General features: G+C 65.6%; 14 protein-coding genes. 12 read left to right on the top strand and 2 right to left on the bottom strand.

Features of this window, described 5'->3' with window-relative positions:
* The first annotated feature begins 14 nt into the window (after nt 1–14).
* The 3 genes from CH274_RS19035 to CH274_RS19045 all read left to right on the top strand — a co-directional run bounded on the left by CH274_RS19035 (nt 15) and on the right by CH274_RS19045 (nt 2,943).
* Nucleotides 15–746 (top strand): enoyl-CoA hydratase, encoded by a 732-nt coding sequence (locus CH274_RS19035; RefSeq protein WP_094658485.1) that lies wholly within the window; start codon nt 15–17, stop codon nt 744–746.
* Nucleotides 743–2,077 carry an ammonium transporter gene (locus CH274_RS19040; RefSeq protein WP_094658486.1) on the top strand — a complete coding sequence of 445 codons (1,335 nt, stop codon included), beginning with the start codon at nt 743–745 and terminating at the stop codon, nt 2,075–2,077. Before CH274_RS19035 ends, CH274_RS19040 begins: the two co-directional genes overlap by 4 nt.
* A 191-nt stretch (nt 2,078–2,268) precedes the next feature.
* Nucleotides 2,269–2,943 (top strand): hypothetical protein, encoded by a 675-nt coding sequence (locus CH274_RS19045; RefSeq protein ID WP_094658488.1) that lies wholly within the window; start codon nt 2,269–2,271, stop codon nt 2,941–2,943.
* A gap of 68 nt (nt 2,944–3,011) precedes the next feature.
* Here CH274_RS19045 and CH274_RS19050 read toward each other — a convergent pair whose 3' ends face one another.
* The gene (locus CH274_RS19050) at nt 3,012–3,959 is read right to left on the bottom strand and encodes an alpha/beta fold hydrolase (RefSeq protein WP_094658490.1); all 948 of its coding nucleotides are present in this window, start codon (nt 3,957–3,959) and stop codon (nt 3,012–3,014) included.
* 196 nt (nt 3,960–4,155) lie between these two features.
* Here CH274_RS19050 and shbA point away from each other — a divergent pair, with 196 nt between their 5' ends.
* Nucleotides 4,156–4,740: an RNA polymerase sigma factor ShbA gene (gene shbA, locus CH274_RS19055; RefSeq protein ID WP_094658492.1), complete on the top strand. Its 585-nt coding sequence runs from the start codon at nt 4,156–4,158 to the stop codon at nt 4,738–4,740.
* 114 nt (nt 4,741–4,854) lie between these two features.
* On the top strand, nt 4,855–6,501 hold the full coding sequence (locus tag CH274_RS19060) for a purine-cytosine permease family protein (protein WP_094658494.1): 1,647 nt from the start codon (nt 4,855–4,857) through the stop codon (nt 6,499–6,501).
* 70 nt (nt 6,502–6,571) lie between these two features.
* Here CH274_RS19060 and htpG read toward each other — a convergent pair whose 3' ends face one another.
* Nucleotides 6,572–8,497: a molecular chaperone HtpG gene (htpG, locus tag CH274_RS19065; RefSeq protein WP_094658496.1), complete on the bottom strand. Its 1,926-nt coding sequence runs from the start codon at nt 8,495–8,497 to the stop codon at nt 6,572–6,574.
* 85 nt (nt 8,498–8,582) lie between these two features.
* Here htpG and CH274_RS19070 point away from each other — a divergent pair, with 85 nt between their 5' ends.
* From CH274_RS19070 to CH274_RS19100, 7 genes are all read left to right on the top strand, one after another.
* Complete coding sequence (locus CH274_RS19070; RefSeq protein ID WP_371828372.1) at nt 8,583–9,707, top strand: MBL fold metallo-hydrolase; 1,125 nt, start codon at nt 8,583–8,585, stop codon at nt 9,705–9,707.
* A 23-nt stretch (nt 9,708–9,730) separates the two neighbouring features.
* Nucleotides 9,731–12,145 carry an HAD-IC family P-type ATPase gene (locus CH274_RS19075; RefSeq protein WP_094658497.1) on the top strand — a complete coding sequence of 805 codons (2,415 nt, stop codon included), beginning with the start codon at nt 9,731–9,733 and terminating at the stop codon, nt 12,143–12,145.
* Nucleotides 12,146–12,185: 40 nt separating this feature from the next.
* Nucleotides 12,186–12,374, top strand: coding sequence for an antitoxin (locus CH274_RS19080; RefSeq protein ID WP_032395803.1), 189 nt, complete (start codon nt 12,186–12,188; stop codon nt 12,372–12,374).
* A gap of 78 nt (nt 12,375–12,452) precedes the next feature.
* On the top strand, nt 12,453–14,081 hold the full coding sequence (locus CH274_RS19085) for a Na+/H+ antiporter (RefSeq protein ID WP_032396264.1): 1,629 nt from the start codon (nt 12,453–12,455) through the stop codon (nt 14,079–14,081).
* A gap of 13 nt (nt 14,082–14,094) precedes the next feature.
* The gene (locus CH274_RS19090) at nt 14,095–15,276 is read left to right on the top strand and encodes an alpha/beta hydrolase (RefSeq protein ID WP_094658499.1); all 1,182 of its coding nucleotides are present in this window, start codon (nt 14,095–14,097) and stop codon (nt 15,274–15,276) included.
* The gene (locus CH274_RS19095) at nt 15,273–16,445 is read left to right on the top strand and encodes a sensor histidine kinase (protein ID WP_032396262.1); all 1,173 of its coding nucleotides are present in this window, start codon (nt 15,273–15,275) and stop codon (nt 16,443–16,445) included. The genes CH274_RS19090 and CH274_RS19095 overlap by 4 nt, the downstream gene beginning before the upstream one ends.
* A complete protein-coding gene (locus tag CH274_RS19100; RefSeq protein ID WP_032395802.1) occupies nt 16,442–17,245 on the top strand; it encodes a LytR/AlgR family response regulator transcription factor in 804 nt (267 codons plus the stop codon). Before CH274_RS19095 ends, CH274_RS19100 begins: the two co-directional genes overlap by 4 nt.
* Nucleotides 17,246–17,248: the final 3 nt, after the last annotated feature.

Below are 17,248 nucleotides of genomic sequence, written 5' to 3' on the forward strand. Positions count from 1 at the left end.
TAACCTCTGCTGTCGTGATCGGACTTTCTCGTGACGGCGACGTCGTCACCATCGAACTGCAGCGGCCGGATCGACGGAACGCGTTGAACTCCGAGCTGTGCCTGGCGGTGCATCGCGGAGTCGAGCAAGCCGAGCACGACGGCGCGCGGGTCGTGGTCATCACCGGGCAGGGCACCAGCTTCTGCGCGGGCGCGGATCTGACCGGTGATGCGTTTCCCGAGCATTTCGGGCAGATCCTCGAGGAGATGCTGGTCGCCGTCGAGTCTGCGTCCATTCCGGTGGTCGCGGCCATCAACGGCCCGGCCGTGGGGGCAGGCACCCAGTTGGCCATCGCCTGCGATCTGCGGGTCGTCGCGCCGGGTAGCTTCTTCGAGATTCCGTCGACGCGGCTCGGTATCGCGGTGAGCAACTGGACCATCCGACGGCTGGCGGCGCTCGCGGGCGGGGGAGTGGCACGCACGATTCTGCTGGGCGGGGAGCGGGTGCACGCAGATCAGGCGTACTCGTGCGGGTTGGCGAACAAACTCGGCGACGTCGATGTGGCGACGCAGTGGGCGCAGTCCATCACCGAGCTCGCTCCGTTGGCGCTGAAGCATCTCAAGCTGGTGTTCAACGACGATGGAGCACACGATCTTCCGACGCCGGAACAGGCCGCGGCGTTCGAGGCTGCGTGGAGCAGCGAGGACATGAGGGAAGCGCGACGGGCACGTACCGAGAAGCGCGCACCGAAGTTCGTGGGCAGGTGATCTTCGGCGCGCCCGACGCGGGCGATACTGCGTGGTTGCTGGCCAGTACTGCGCTGGTGCTGTTGATGACGCCCGGTCTGGCGTTCTTCTACGGCGGCATGGTGCGCTCGAAGAGCGTACTGAACATGATGATGATGAGTCTGTCGGCGATTGCGGTCGTGTGGTTGCTGTGGCTGGCGTTCGGATTCTCGATGGTGTTCGGCGACAACGTGATCGGCGGGTCGATCGGAAACCCGCTGCAGTACGCCGGTTTCGAGGGTCTGCTGGGCGGGGTGTACACCTCGGCCGGGGGAGCAGTGTCGATCCCGTTGGTGGGAACGGTTCCCGCGCTGGTGTTCGCGGCGTTCCAGGCGGGCTTCGCGATGGTGACGGTGGCGTTGATCTCGGGGGCCGTGGCAGACCGTATGCGCTTCGTCCCCTGGGTCCTGTTCGCGGCACTGTGGTCGACCCTGGTCTATTTCCCGGTGGCGCACTGGGTGTTCTCGCTCGACGGGCTGACGAGTGAGTTCGGTGGGTGGATCACCAACAGGCTCGGTGCCATCGACTTCGCCGGCGGCACAGCGGTGGAGATCAACGCCGGTGTGGCCGGGCTCGTGCTCGCCCTCGTGGTCGGTAAACGTCGGGGTTGGCCGCGAGATCCCATGCGCCCGCACAACCTTCCGGCCGTCATGCTCGGTGCCGGGTTGTTGTGGTTCGGTTGGTTCGGGTTCAACGCGGGATCGTCGCTCGCCGCGGACGGTGTCGCCGCAGTGGCTCTGGTGAACACCATGGGTGCGGGGGCGATGTCCATGGCGGCGTGGCTCGTGGTCGAGAAACTGCGGGACGGGCATGCGACCTCCTTCGGCGCTGCCTCGGGCGTCGTGGCCGGACTGGTCGCCATCACACCCTCGTGCGCGGCGGTCACTCCTGTCGGTGCCGCGGCGATCGGGATCGTGTCGGGTGCGCTGTGTGCTCTGGCCATCGGCCTCAAATACCGCTTCGGCTACGACGATTCGCTCGACGTCGTGGGTGTGCACCTCGTCGGTGGCATCGTTGGAACGCTGATGATCGGACTCGTGGCCAGTGCGCAGATGCCGGCGGGCGTGGACGGTCTGTTCTACGGCGGTGGGCTGCATCAGCTGTGGGTGCAGGCGATCGCGGTGGTGGCGGTGTTCGCGTACTGCGCCGTCGTCACCACCGCAATCGCGTTCGCGATCAAGGCGGTCATGGGAGTGCGCGCCGACGCGCAACACGAAGCCGACGGACTCGACGAGCACGAGCACGCCGAGTCCGCCTACGACTTCGGAGTGAGTCACGGCGGCAGCAACAAACCGGGTCTTTTCGGTAAGTAGGGACAACCCGCGCGAGTCGTTTACCAACGGATTGTACTTCGAAAGTCGTTCTGTCCCTTTTGAGTCGATGTTTCGGATCGTTGTTCGGTTCGACCCCGTTCGTTCATCTTCGGTTCGCCTGGCCCGCGTGTTCCACCCATAGTTTTTCGCTGCTCGCATCGAGTGATGGACACGACGAAAGACTGAGGAACATGAAGCTGACTCGATTCGCGGCAACGTCCGCATTGGTCATTGCAGCGATGACGACCGCCATGGGCACCGCCTACGCCGATCCGGCACCGGCCGTTGCCGCTCCGGTCGGTTGGAACGTCACCCAGGCCGGTAGCCAGGTAATCGTCGACACGACGGCCGGCACCCTGAGCAACGAGGACAACCACCTCGTCGTCCGCGACGCCAATGGCGTCGTGGTGGACTCCGTGCCCCTGGCCATTGCCGCAGACGGGTTCTCGCACCCCGTCGCCGCCGACATCGACGGAAACCACGCCACCCTGACCGCCGATGTCTCGCCCGCCGCGGCAACCCCGGTCTCCGCAGGCCTCCCCGGCCTGCAGCAGGTCGACCTGCCCGCCGCTGTCTCCGGCGTCAAGGACAACATCAGCCTCTCCGCATCGGTCGGCGGATTCCTCGGAGCCGCAACCGGTCTGGTCACCGGTTGCTTCCTTGGAGCCATCGCCGCGGGCACCGTCTCGGCTCCTGCACTGCTGCTCTTCGGTGCCGCACCGGTCGCCGGATGCGTCGGCGGCGCACTGCTTCTCGGCTCGGGTGCGTCCCTCGCCGGTACCGCCATCGGTGGCCTCGGTGCCATCGCGGGCAACGCAGGTCAGTTCATCCAGCTCCTCAACGCTCCCCCCGCCGCCAAGAAGTAGTTCTCGGTAGTGCTGTGGCCCGCAACGAACTTTCGTTGCGGGCCACAGTCGTCGGGACGTTGTCGGTGCTAGCGGGCCAGCGCCAGGTCTGCCACATGCGCGCGTCGAGCCGCCGTCACGAGTTCGACGACAGCCTCGGCCACCTCGTGTGCTCGTTCGAGAATCACCATGTGCCCGGCCTGCGCGACCCGCACGAGGCGGGCGTCGGGCAGGTGGGCGGCAAGGGTTTCCGAGTGTCGCATCGGGGTCATCAGGTCGTCCGAGCCGCACAGCACCAGCGTGGGAATCGAGGCGAGTGCAGCCAGGCCGGCCACCTCGTCGAGTGCGCAGAAGGCCCCGAGAAACCCCGCCATCGTCACGATGGACGTCTCACCGAGCATCGCCGTCGCCAGCGTCACCACCCGGGGACTCACCTTGCGGGATCCGCATCCGGCTGTCCGCACTATCGGCGCACACACCCCGCGACTGAGCCTCTTGGCACCCGACATCAGTCGAGGGGCGCGTCGAACAGCGGCTCGAAATGCCGACACCGCGGGATGGGCGAGGCAACTGCCGAGTCCGTCGTCGGTGATCCCACCGGCCGACGTCGCGATCAGACCGACCCCGACCAGACGCGAGCCGATCGCCTCGGGGTTCTGACGCGCATAGGACAGCACTGTCATTCCGCCCATCGAATGCCCGACGACGACGAACGGGCCGGACGGAATCACCGCGCGGATGACGTCCGCCAGATCCTCTCCGAGTCGGTCCATGGTGCAGCTGTCCGGTGCGGCCGCGGTCGACTCTCCGTGACCCCGGTGGTCGTACATCACGATCCGAACGTCGTCTCCCCAGCTGCGCTCCACCTGTCGGCGCAGGTCGGTCCACGACTGCATGCGTAGACAGTGCCCGTGCACGAACACCACGGTCAGGGGCGCATCGGGATGGCCGAACTCGCGCACTGCCAGCGCCGTGCCGTCGCCGGCGGCGACAGTACTGCGGCGACCGACCTGATGGGTCTGCTCGCTGGTGATCATGGGCGCTCCGTGGGTCGGGTGGCACGTGCTGCGAGGACGGTGTTGTCCGGTACTTCGCTTCCACGACACGCCGTGTTACCTGAATCACATTTTCTTTCGATGTGATAGCCGATCGGACCAAGCCGGGTGGGAATCTGCACCGAAGTACTGGTGAGCGTTCAGGAGAGGACGCGCGTTGCCAGTGAGGAGATCGGCCATGGATTTCGGCATGGACAGGCTCGAGGATGTTGTGCCTCGCGCCGTTGCGGGAGATCGACTCGCTCTCGAACAGGTGCTGGTGCTGATCCAGCCACCGGTTCGGCGCTACTGCGCCGCCCGGATCGGGAATCTCGACGTGGCCGCCGACGATGTGGTGCAGGAGGTCTGCCTCGCACTGGTCACCGCCATTCCCAAGTACCGAGACATGGGCAAGCCGTTCATGGCCTTCGTGTACGGGATCGCCGCTCACAAGCTCGCCGACGCCGGCCGCAAATCGGCTCTGCGACAGTCGTTCTCGATCGACGAGATGCCCGAGGAGCAATCCACCGAAGCCGGGCCGGAGCAACTCGCGCTCGGCGACGAACTGCGTAGCCATACCCAGGCATTGATGGACACCCTGCCGACCAAGTACCGCAAGATCATTCTGATGCGAGTGGTGTGGGGCCTGACGGCACCGCAAACCGGTGAAGCACTGGGGATGACGGCCGGAGCTGTGCGGGTGGCCCAGCATCGGGCGATGAACATGTTGCGCGCCGAGCTGTCGAACTTCTCGCTGCTGGCAGCGCGCGCCGCCGCCGCCTGATTTCCCGGCGCAGCGCACGCATCCGGGTCGGATGTCCGAATCGCCGGATTGAGTAACAGTAGCTACATCAACGCAAGACACCCTCGCAACGTGGCGGTTCTACGTTGTTGATCCATGACCGCCGTACAGCCAGCGCCGACAGACACCGCGCTCAAAGAGACGCTAGAGGACTACACGCTGCGCTTCGCGCCGCGTAGCTACCGTAAATGGGGAACCGGTGTTGTCGCGACGTCCGCGCTCGGCGGAATCGCGTATCTCGCGGATTTCGCCATCGGTGCCAACATCGGAATCTCCTACGGAACCGGCAACGCACTCTGGGGCATCCTGGTGTTCGCGGTCGTGATCTTCCTGACCGGGCTTCCGCTCGCCTACTACGCTGCTCGATACAACATCGACCTCGATCTGATCACCCGTGGAAGCGGATTCGGCTACTACGGATCGGTGGTCACCAACGTCATCTTCGCGACGTTCACCTTCATCTTCTTCGCGCTCGAGGGTTCGATCATGGCGCAGGGACTCGAACTCGGCTTGGGTGTCCCGTTGCCCATCGGGTACGCGGTGTCCACGATCATGGTCATACCGCTGGTCATCTACGGCATGAAAGCTCTTGCCAAGCTTCAGGTCTGGACCACCCCGCTCTGGCTGGTGCTGATGGTGCTGCCGTTCGTGTACCTGGTGATCAGCAATCCCGATTCGGTCGGGGAGTTCTTCGCCTACGGCGGTCAGGACGGGGCCGACGGCAAGGGCGTCAACATCGGATCGGTGATGCTCGCGGCGGGCGTGTGTCTGTCGTTGATCGCGCAGATTGCCGAGCAGATCGACTACCTGCGGTTCATGCCGCCCAAGACTCCCAAGAACTCCCGACGCTGGTGGACGGCAGTGCTTCTCGCGGGACCGGGCTGGGTCATCTTCGGCGCACTCAAGCAGGTCGTCGGCCTGTTCCTCGCCGTGTACCTCATCGCCAACGTCGTCGACGGTTCGAGCATCGCCAACGAGCCGGTGCACCAGTTCCTCGAGATCTACGAGAACTTCATGCCGGGCTGGCTGGCGATGACCCTCGCGGTGATCCTGGTCGTCATCAGCCAGATCAAGATCAACGTCACCAACGCCTACTCCGGGTCACTGGCGTGGACCAACTCTTACACCCGCCTCACCAAGACGTACCCGGGCCGCATGGTGTTCGTGTTGTTCAACCTCGCCATTGCACTGATCCTGATGGAAGCCAACATGTTCGACTTCCTCAACAGCATTCTCGGCTTCTACGCCAACTGCGGTATCGCGTGGATCGCCGTGGTGGCGTCGGACATCGTGTTCAACAAATACATTCTGGGGCTCTCGCCCAAGGTGCCCGAGTTCCGACGCGGCATGCTCTACAACATCAACCCGGTCGGCTTCGGATCGATGGCGGTATCGGCGATCCTGTCGATTCTGGTGTTCTTCGGCGCATTCGGATCTGCGATCAAACCGTATTCGCCCATCGTGGCTCTCGTTCTCGCACTGGTTCTTCCGCCCATCCTGGCGGTGGCGACCAAGGGCAAGTACTACCTGCGTCGCACCGATGACGGCATCGATCTGCCGATGTTCGACGAGCACGGCAACCCGTCCGACGCGCTCGTGATGTGCCACGTCAGCGGCATGGAATTCGAGCGACCCGACATGATCGCGTCCAACGTGCCGGGGCCGAACGGGGAGAAGCAGTACATCAGTTCACTGTCGCTGAGCACCGACAAGACGGGGGAGCACATCCTGCCCCCGCAGTGAGTGCGGCTGCGCCGCAGTGGTGTGGTTGTGCGCCGCCCAGGGCACATGACCACACCACTGCCGCAGGCACTCAGATCGTGCGGGTCAACCGATCGGCGAGCAGCTTGGAGAATTTCGCCGGGTCCTTGAGCTCGGTGCCTTCGGCCAACAAGGCCGTCGCGTAGAGCAATTCGGCGGTCTCGGCGAGATGCGGATCGTCGCTGCGATCCTCGCGAGCCTTCTTCAAACCCGTCACCAGATCGTGGGTGGGGTTGAGTTCGAGGATGCGCTTGGAGGTCGGTACGAACTGGCCCGAGGCCTTGTACATCTTCTCGAGCTGCGGGGAGAAGCTGAACTCGTCACCGACGACGCAGGCCGGTGACGTCGTCAGTCGTGTCGACAGACGTACCTCCTTCACGTCCTCGCCGAGGGTCTCGGTGAGCCAGGTCAGCAAGTCCGCGAACTCCTTGTCCTGCTCCTCGCGCTTGGCCTCGGACTCCTTCTTCTCCTCTTCGGTGTCGAGGTCCACCTCGCCCTTCGCGATGGACTGGAACGACTTTCCGTCGAAGTCGGTGACGTTGCCGACCCACACCTCGTCGACCGAATCGGTGAGCAGCAGCACCTCGAGCCCGCGAGCCTTGAACGCCTCCATGTGCGGCGAGCTCTCGATCTGCTGACGCGATTCGCCGGTCATGTAGTAGATCTGCTGCTGGCCGTCCTTCATCCGGTCCACGTACTCGGCGAGGGTGGTCACGCCATCCTCGGAGTTGGTGGACGCGAACGACGCGATGCCCAACAGGGTTTCGCGGTTGTCGCTGTCGGAGATCAGGCCCTCCTTGAGGACCGTTCCGAACTGCGACCACAGCGTCTTGTACTTGTCGGGCTGCTCGCTCTGCAGCTCCTTGACCGTGGAGAGCACCTTCTTGGTGAGGCGTCGACGGATCGCGCGGATCTGCCGGTCCTGCTGCAGGATTTCGCGAGAGACGTTGAGCGAGAGGTCCGCTGCGTCCACGACACCCTTGACGAAGCGCAGGTACTCGGGCAGCAGTTCCTGCGAGTCGTCCATGATGAACACGCGCTTGACGTACAGGTGCACGCCGGCCTTGCTCTCGCGCATGAACAGGTCGAACGGCGCCTGCGACGGAATGAACAGCAGCGCTTGGTATTCGAACGTGCCCTCGGCCTTGAACGGGATGACCTCGAGCGGCTCGTCCCAGGCGTGGCTGACGTGCTTGTAGAACTCCTTGTACTCCTCCTCGGACACCTCGTCCTTGGAGCGGGTCCACAGCGCCTTCTGCGAGTTGATCGTTTCGGTCTCGATCGTGACGGTGTCCTCGCCGCCTTCCTCTTCGCTCTTGACGCGCTTCTCGACGTCGATGCGAATGGGCCAGGCGATGAAGTCGGAGTACTTCTTGACCAGTTCCTTGATCTTGCGCTCGGACGCGTAATCGTGGAGGTGGTCCTCCTCGTCGGCCGGCTTGAGGGCCAGCGTCACCGAGGAACCCTGCGGGGCGTCGTCGACGTCGGTGATCTCGTAGGTGCCCTCGCCGGTGGACTCCCACTTCGTCGCCGTGCTCTCGCCGGCCTTGCGGGTGAGCAGCGTGACCTTCTCGGCCACCATGAACGTCGAGTAGAAGCCGATGCCGAACTGGCCGATGAGCTCCTCGGAAGCGGCCGCGTCCTTGGCTTCCTTGAGCTTCCTGCGTACCTCGGCGGTGCCCGACTTGGCCAGTGTGCCGATGAGGTCGATGACCTCGGAGCGGGACATACCGATGCCGTTGTCCCGGATGGTGAGGGTACGAGCGGAGGAGTCGATGTCGATCTCGATGTGCAGATCCGAGACGTCGACGTCCAGGTCCTTGTTGCGGTACGACTCCAGGCGCAGCTTGTCCAGCGCGTCCGAGGAGTTCGAGATCAGTTCACGGAGAAAGCTGTCCTTGTTGGAGTAGATGGAGTGCACCATCAGATCCAGGAGCTGACGCGTCTCCGCCTGGAATTCGAGCTGTTCGGTACTCAATGTCTCCCCTTCTAGCAGCAAAACCGACGCGAATAATATACGGCAAGGCTACGGGTGAGCTGCGAAGACTTCGGCGCCGCCTACTCTGGGGACCGTGACGAAGACGAAGTTCGTACTGGGAGCCGCCGCAGCACTGAGCGGTGCATGGTTGGCACGCGCGACGTGGGGGCTGCCGTCGGCGATCGGTGCCAGGCGCGTGCACATCACCCCGTACGCCGCCGGCTCTCCGCGCTACCGCGATCGCCGGTTCCACAACTCCGACCCGAGCTCGAGCTACGTTCCCGGGCGCGGCGAGAAGGGGCAGCAGAACATGTTCGTCTCGCTCGTCACCGAACGTGGCAAGGGCAGGCCCCAGCGCCCGATTCCGCTGGCACCGCCGATCGCGCCGGTGGACGCGGGCGAACTGGCGGTCACCTGGTACGGCCACTCGAGTGTGCTCATCGAGGTCGACGGTTACCGCGTTCTCGCCGATCCGGTGTGGAGCAACCGCGTGTCCCCGTCCTCGGTGGTGGGGCCGGCACGGCTGCATCCGACGCCGGTCGAGTTGGTCGATCTGCCGCGCGTCGACGCCATCGTGATCTCCCACGATCATTACGACCACCTCGACAAGGCGACGGTGCAGAAGCTGGCGAGCATTCAGTCGGCACCGTTCGTCGTGCCACTGGGAATCGGCGCGCATCTGCGCAAGTGGCGGGTGCCCGAGGCGCGCATCGTCGAACTGGACTGGGACGAGCAGACGAACATCGGCGGCCTCACCGTCACGTGCACGGAGGCTCGGCATTTCTCCGGCCGCGGTCTGACCCGGGACTCGACGCAGTGGGCGTCCTGGGCCTTCGCCGGCCCCGTTCGACGAGTCTTCTTCGGCGGCGACACCGGCTACACACCGAAGTTCGCCGAGATCGGCAGCAACTACGGCCCCTTCGATCTGACGCTGCTGCCCGTCGGGGCCTACGACGTGCGGTGGCCGGACATTCACATGAACCCGGAGGAAGCGGTCACGGCGCACATCGATCTGACGGCGTCGGGCATCTTCGTCCCGATTCACTGGGCCACGTTCAATCTGGCTTTTCATCCGTGGTCGGAGCCGATAGTGCGGCTGCACGCCGCCGCCGAGGACGTCGGAGTGCAGGTGGCGGTGCCGATGCCGGGGCAACGAATAGACGGCACGCGAACGCTGCACGACGATCGTTGGTGGTCTCGGCTGGGCTGACCGAACCCTACTAGGCTGCACCCATGTCTATCGACGCCGATGCGCAGCGGGACGCCGGGCTGACCGAGGCGGACGTCGCCAGGCTCAGGGCCGAGGGAAAGTCGAACGACGTTCCGGCCCGAGCTTCTCGGTCGGTCCGCGACATCGTCCGTGGCAACGTGTTCACTCGCATCAACGCGATTCTGGGTGTGCTGTTGATCATCGTGCTGTCCACCGGTTCGGTGATCGACGGCATGTTCGGGCTGTTGATCGTCGCCAACAGTGGCATCGGCATCGTGCAGGAGATCCGCGCCAAGCGCACCCTGGATCGGTTGGCCATCGTGGGGCAGAACAAGCCCCAGGTTCGACGCGACGGCGTCTCGAAGCAGATCCCGCCCGACGAGGTCGTACTCGGCGACATCGTCGAACTGGGTCCCGGTGATCAGATCGTCGTCGACGGTGAGGTGATCGAGACCGCGAGCCTCGAGGTCGACGAGTCGTTGCTCACCGGCGAGGCCGACACGGTGCACAAACTCGAAGCGGCGCAGGTGCTTTCGGGCAGCTTCGTCGTGTCGGGCAGCGGTGCGTACCGCGCGACGAAGGTCGGGCGCGACGCCTACGCAGCCAAGCTCGCCGAGGAGGCCAGCAAGTTCACGCTGGTCAAGTCCGAGTTGCGCAGCGGCATCGACAAGATCCTGAAATTCATCACGTACCTGATGATTCCGGCCGGTGCGCTGATCATCTACAACCAATTGTTCTCCAGCGGGCAGGCTTTGGGTCCTGCGCTCAACGGCATGGTCGCCGCGCTCGTCCCGATGGTCCCCGAGGGCCTGGTGCTGATGACGTCGATCGCCTTCGCGGTCGGCGTCATCAGGCTCGGTCAACGGCAGTGCCTGGTGCAGGAGCTGCCCGCGATCGAGGGACTCGCCCGCGTCGACGTGGTGTGCGCCGACAAGACCGGAACCCTCACCGAGAACGGTATGCGGCTGTCGGAGTTGGTGCTGATCGACGACGACCACTCCGGCTCGGTGACAAGTGCATTGGCGTCGCTCGCCCACGACGACCCGCGGCCCAACGCCAGCGTGCAGGCCGTGGGCGAGGCGTATCCCGACGCGCCGGGGTGGACGCAGACGGCCGTTGCGCCGTTCTCCTCGGCCAAGAAGTGGAGTGGACTGTCGTACGGCGAGCACGGGCATTGGTTGCTCGGTGCCCCGGACGTGCTGCTCGACGCCTCCTCCGACATCGCCCGTCGCGCCGAGGAGACAGGCTCGCGTGGTCTACGGGTGTTGCTGCTCGCCAGCTCCGACCGCTCGGTCGACGACGGCGAAGCGCCCGGAGTCGTGACCCCGCGTGCACTGGTGATTCTCGAGCAGAAGGTGCGCGAGGATGCCCGAGACACGTTGGAGTACTTCGCGAGCCAGCACGTGCAGGTCAAGGTCATCTCCGGCGACAATGCCGTCTCGGTCGGCGCGGTCGCGGGATCGCTCGGCCTGCCCGGCGGCGACGCCCCGATCGACGCGCGCGATCTGCCCGAGGACTCCGAGAAACTGGCCGACACTCTCGCGAATTCCACCACCTTCGGCCGAGTCCGACCGGATCAGAAGCGGGCGATGGTGGGCGCGTTGCAATCTCGCGGCCACACGGTCGCGATGACCGGCGACGGTGTCAACGACGTGCTCGCGCTCAAGGACGCCGATATCGGTGTCTCGATGGGTTCGGGAAGCGCCGCCACTCGAGCCGTCGCGCAGATCGTGTTGTTGGACAACAAGTTCGCCACCCTGCCCTACGTGGTAGGGGAGGGGCGACGCGTCATCGGCAACATCGAACGCGTCTCCAATCTGTTCCTCACCAAGACGGTGTACTCGGTACTGCTGGCGTTCCTCATCGGGCTCTCGGGCGTGCTGTCGCAGATCTTCCACTTCGAGCCGATCCCGTATCCCTTCCTCCCGCGGCACGTGACGATCGCAGCGTGGTTCACCATCGGCATCCCGGCCTTCGTGCTCTCGCTCGCGCCCAACAACGAGCGGGCGCGCAGTGGATTCGTCTCGCGGGTGATGCGGCTGGCCGTCCCGTCCGGATTGATCGTCGGCTCGTGCACGTTCGTCTCCTACCTGCTGGTCTATGCCGGCCCGAACGCCACCGAGACCCAGGTGACGCAGGCCAGTACCACCGCGCTGATCACCCTGATCATGATCGCGCTGTGGGTGTTGGCCGTCGTCGCGCGGCCCTACAACTGGTGGAAGATCGTGCTGCTCGGCGGGTCGGTCGGTGGCTACCTGCTGCTGTTCGCGATCCCGTTCTGCCGCACCTTCTTCAAACTCGATCCGTCCAATGTGGGGGCCACCACCAGTGCATTGATCATCGGCGGTATCGGAATCGCGCTCGTCGAGGTTGCCCATCGATTCGGATCGGCGCTGCGCAATCGAACATCACTACGCAACACGCAGTACAAAACGTAAGCTTCCGGATGTTCGATCATTTCAGCGACAGGAGACAGTCATGGGCTTCGCAGACAATCTGAAGGGCATCGTCGACAAGGGCAAGGACCTTGCGGCCGAGAACTCGGACAAGATCGACGACGTCGTGGAGAAGGCGGGGGACTTCATCGACAACAAGACCGGTGGCAAGTACTCCGATCAGATCGACAAGGTCCAGGAAGCAGCCAAGAAGGCGATTCCGGACAAGTAGGACCTTTCGGTCTCCTCGTGCAGGTGATCGTGGCCGTCGGTCGTGCCCCAGGGTGCGGCTGACGGCACAATCGTCGGGGTGGACGGACCGATTCTTCTTCTCGTAGTCATCTTCGCGATCGCAGTCGCCGGTTTCGCCAGGCGCATCGATCTGCAGGTTCCGCTCGTCCTGGTCACCGTCGGATCCATCGCCTCGTTCGTTCCCGGGGTCCCGCACGTCAGCCTGTCGCCGCAGCTGATCCTCGGCGTCGTGCTTCCGCCGCTGCTGTACTCCGCCGCGCTGGATTTCTCGTTCGTCAGCTTCCGACGCAATCTCGGCCAGATTCTCCGACTCGGTCTCGTCATGGTGATCGTGACGACATTGGTCGTCGGCTGGTTCGCCAATCTGTTGATCCCGGAGCTCACCCTCGGCGCGGCCCTGGTGCTCGGTGCCGTCGTGGCCCCGCCCGACGCGGTCTCCGCGATCGCCGTCGGGCGCAAGCTCGGTCTGCCCGCGCGGATGATGGCCATCCTCACCGGCGAGTCTCTGGTGAACGACGCGGCCGCGTTGACTCTGTTCACCCTGGCCGTGGCCTCGGTGACGGGCAGTCGGATCGAACTGGGCTCACCGGTGTTGTTCTTCCTGTACGAGATCGTGGGCGGCGTATTGGTGGGGTTGGTGCTGGCGCGCATCGTGCGGTTCGTCCGCAATCGGATCGCGGATTCGGCGCTGGAAACCGTGCTCGGTCTGGTCCTGCCGTTCACCGCGTATCTGGCGGCCGAGGAAATCCATGCGTCGGGAGTTCTCGCCGTCGTCACCGCCGGTTTCGTGCTGGGGCGCGTCACCGCCGACGTCTCGGTGTCCACCCGCGTTCAGGAACGGCAGGTGTGGCCGACGCTGGATCTCTTGCTCGAGGCATTCGTGTTCGCCTACATGGGTTTACAGCTGAAGTTCGTCATCTCGGAGGTGCAGCGCGAAGGGTTGCCCGTCCACCATGTGTTCGCCTATGCGCTGCTGGTGCTGGTGGTGGTCATGGCCGTCCGACCAGCTTGGATCTTCGCCAATTCCGGCCGAAACATGCTGCTTCGCAAGCTGTTCCGGCGATCACCGTCAGGCGAAGCAGGTCTGACGTGGCAGCAGAACCTGGTGCTGTCCTGGGCGGGCATGCGCGGGGTGGTGACGCTTGCGGCGGCGGCCGGTGTACCGCTGACCACGGTGCTCGGCGACGAATTTCCCGGGCGGGCCGTGATTCAGGCGGTGGCCTTCGTCGTCGCGGTCGGTACGTTGCTGCTGCAGGGCCTGACGCTTCCGTTGTTGATCCGCCGCCTCGACGTCGCAGATCCACTCGAGCAGCAGCGCAACGACAATCAGCGGCTGCTGTCGCAGGCCATTGCCCGGACTGCGGCGGAGGACTACCTCCAGCGCGCGGCGAAGGACGGAATCGACGGAGTGGACAGCGAGCGCGTCGACGAGGTCATCCAGCGCGTCCGACGCTCCGTGCGCGCTCGGTTGGATGCCGACGAGACCGAGGATCGCGAGAAGCGGATCGCGGCGGCCGGGGCGTTGTTCGACTCGCTGCGACACAACGTCCTGGTCGCGCAGCGGGCGGCGCTCATCGCGGCCCGCGACTCGGGGGAGCTGGAGGACGAAGCTCTGCGGGCAGTGTTGAATGGCTTGGACGTGGAAGAAATTGCGGCGGAGGCTCGCATCGCACGACGCACACCGTAGGAGCGCAGAGACAGTGAGGTCGACCCGGCTGGTCGCCGCCGCGGCACTGGTGTTCGCCGTTGCTGCGTGCAGCACTCCTGCCGAGGATCCGGCCACACCCGCCCCGGTGTCGATCGCGGCACCCGTGGGCTCGGAGCGAGGCGCGATCGTGTCGTCGATGCTGCTGGGGCAGGTCGACATCGGTGTCGCCTATCTCGGCGGAACCGTCACCAAGGTCGTGTACCGCACCACCGACGGGGTCACCGGGGGCGGGACCGAGGCATCGGGAACGGTGTTCGTGCCCAAGGGTTCTGCTCCGCCCGGCGGCTGGCCGATCGTCTCCGTCGGGCACGGCACCACCGGTGTCACCGACGAGTGCGCACCCTCGCTCTATCCGAACCTGTTGGGCACCATCGGATTGGTGACGCCGTTCCTCGAACGCGGCACCGTGGTCGTGGTGACGGACTACCAGGGTCTCGGAACTCCGGGAGATCCCGCCTACCTCGACCGGGACGCCGCAGCGTACGACGTGATCGACGCGGTGCGCGCGGCCCGCAACGTGGTTCCCGACGTCGGCACCAGGTGGGGCGCAGTGGGCACCTCCCAAGGCGGACAGGCGGTCTGGGCGGCAGCCGAGCGCAGTGGCGACTACGGCGACGGTCTGCAACTGGTCGGTGCCGCGGCGCTGTCGCCCGCAGCCGATCTGACGCGGTTCTTCGCGCCCGAGACCGAGCAGACCGTGCCGCGTCAGCTGCTGGTGCCGTACCTGTACGAGGGTCTGCACGCCGCAGATCCGAGTGCCGAACGCGCGGACTACATTCGCGGCACGTTCGCCGACAACGTGACCGCGCTGACCGCCTGCAGTGATTTGCTCGGCTTCTCCAAGGCCGACGCCGGAGCCGTTCTCGATCCGGCCGACGCCCTCCCGGACTCCGCGGATGCATCGGATCGGATGACGCAGTGGCTCGAATCGGTTGCGGTACCGACTTCTCGCACCGAGGTACCGCTGCTGGTCCTGGTCGGTGAACGCGACGACCTCATCGATCCCCGATGGACCCGGGACGCGGTAGCCGAGGCCTGCGCACTGGGCGACGACGTCGAGCTTCGCTCCGAACCGGAGCAGGGCCATGCCGAACTGGCCGCAAACGGCATCGGAGTCGACTGGCTCGTCGAACGCTTCCTGAACGTGCCCACCTCGACCACGTGCGCGCGATGACCGCGGCACTGGCGTCGATGGCGGTGATCGTGGCCGTGATCGTCTCGGTCATCGCGGTGATCAGTCTGCGCGGTCGACGGGACCTCACCACACCGGCCGAGCGAGCCGTCCACGCCACCCTGCACACCGCGTCGCTGGCGGCCAAGCCGTTGCGTGACGGTCTCGACACTCGTTCGGCCGCCGCGGCCGCGCCGCACCTGCGGGTACTGACCGGTGCGGACGCATTGGGAATCTGCGACCCCGACGGTTCGCTGCTGGCCTGGGACGGCCCGTGGGACGAGCTGACACCGGCCTTCGTCGAGGCGGCGAAGCGGGCGGTGGACGGGCAGCGGCGCGTCCTGGTGCGTCTGCCGCTCGGGTCGATCCACGAGGTCAGAGCGTTGGTGGTGCAGCCGTTGGTTGTCGACGAGTCTCCGGTGGTCGGGGTGTTGGGGGCAGCCGTGGTCGCCGAGCCGGGACCGGGCATGCTCGGGGCCATCGCCGAGGTCGCGCGTTACGCCTGCGGTCAGATCGAGCTCGCCGAACTCGACGCGTCCCGGGCGCGGTTGGACCGCGCCGAGGTACGGGCGCTGCGCGCACAGATCAGCCCGCACTTCATCTACAACGCACTCGGCACGATCGCGTCGTTCGTGCGCACCGACCCGGATCGAGCGCGTGAGCTGGTGCTCGAGTTCGCCGACTTCACCCGATACTCGTTCCGCAACGCAGGCGAGTTCACGGTGCTCGCGGACGAGCTACGCAACATCGATCGGTACCTGACGCTCGAACGGGCCCGCTTCGGTGATTCCCTCCAGGTCACCTTGCAGGTCGCACCCGAGGTGTTGGGCGTCGCGCTGCCGTTTCTCGCGCTGCAGCCGCTCGTCGAGAACGCCGTCCGACACGGCCTGTCCGGCAAGGCCGACGGCGGCCGCGTGACGATCATCGCCGCCGACGAGGGCACCGACGCAGTGATCAGCATCGAGGACGACGGGGTGGGGATGGATCCGGACGTGCTGCGCTCGGGAAGCCTGCACACCGAGGACGCGGCCCATGTCGGATTGGCGAACGTGGACGATCGGCTGCGGGCAGCCTTCGGAAACGACTACGGTCTCGTAGTGGACACCGCACCGGGCGCAGGCACCAAAGTGAGTCTGCGGGTGCCGAAATTCAGGCCGGGTGTACGAGCATGACGCAGGCTGCCAACTCCGCCCCCGGCCGCGGGTTGATCGTTCTCGCCGTCGACGACGAGCGCCCGGCACTGGACGAACTCGCCTTTCTGCTGCGTCAGCAGGACACCGTCGCCGAGGTGTTCACCGCGCAGGACGCGACCACCGCGCTCCGCCAACTCAAGCAGACCTCGGGGCAGAACGTGGTGGACGCGGTGTTCCTCGACATCAATATGCCCGGACTCGACGGGCTCGAGCTCGCCGGCATCCTGTCGGCATTCGCGCGACCACCCGCCGTCGTGTTCGTCACCGCCCACGACGACCGGGCGCTGGCTGCCTTCGATCTCGGTGCCGTCGACTACCTGCTCAAGCCCTTGCGCGAGGATCGGCTCACCGAGGCGCTGCGCCGGGTGCTGCTCGCGCGGCGTCGACCCGCGGAGTCCGCGGACACCTCGGCCGACGAGGTCATTCCCGTCGAGCTCGGCGGAACCACCACCCTGGTGCACCGGTCGTCGGTGGCGTGGGTCGAGGCCGACGGCGACTACGCGAGATTGCACACCTCCAACGGCTCGCATCTGGTGCGGATCCCGATCTCGGCCCTCGAAAGTCGCTGGGCCGATGCCGGATTCCTGCGCGTGCACCGCTCCTACCTGGTCTCGCTGCGTCTGGTCACAGGGATCCGCAGTGTCGGTTCGGGACTGGTGGTGTGCCTGCGGGCCAGCGGAAACCTCGCGGCCTGCGAACTGCCGGTGAGCCGACGGCACGCGAGAGAACTCAAGGACAGACTGGTCCGCGGTCCGCTGCAATCGTGGTCCACCCGGTGACGA

Origin of the sequence: Rhodococcus sp. 06-418-5, assembly GCF_002258285.1 — a bacterium.
Taxonomy (GTDB): domain Bacteria; phylum Actinomycetota; class Actinomycetes; order Mycobacteriales; family Mycobacteriaceae; genus Rhodococcoides.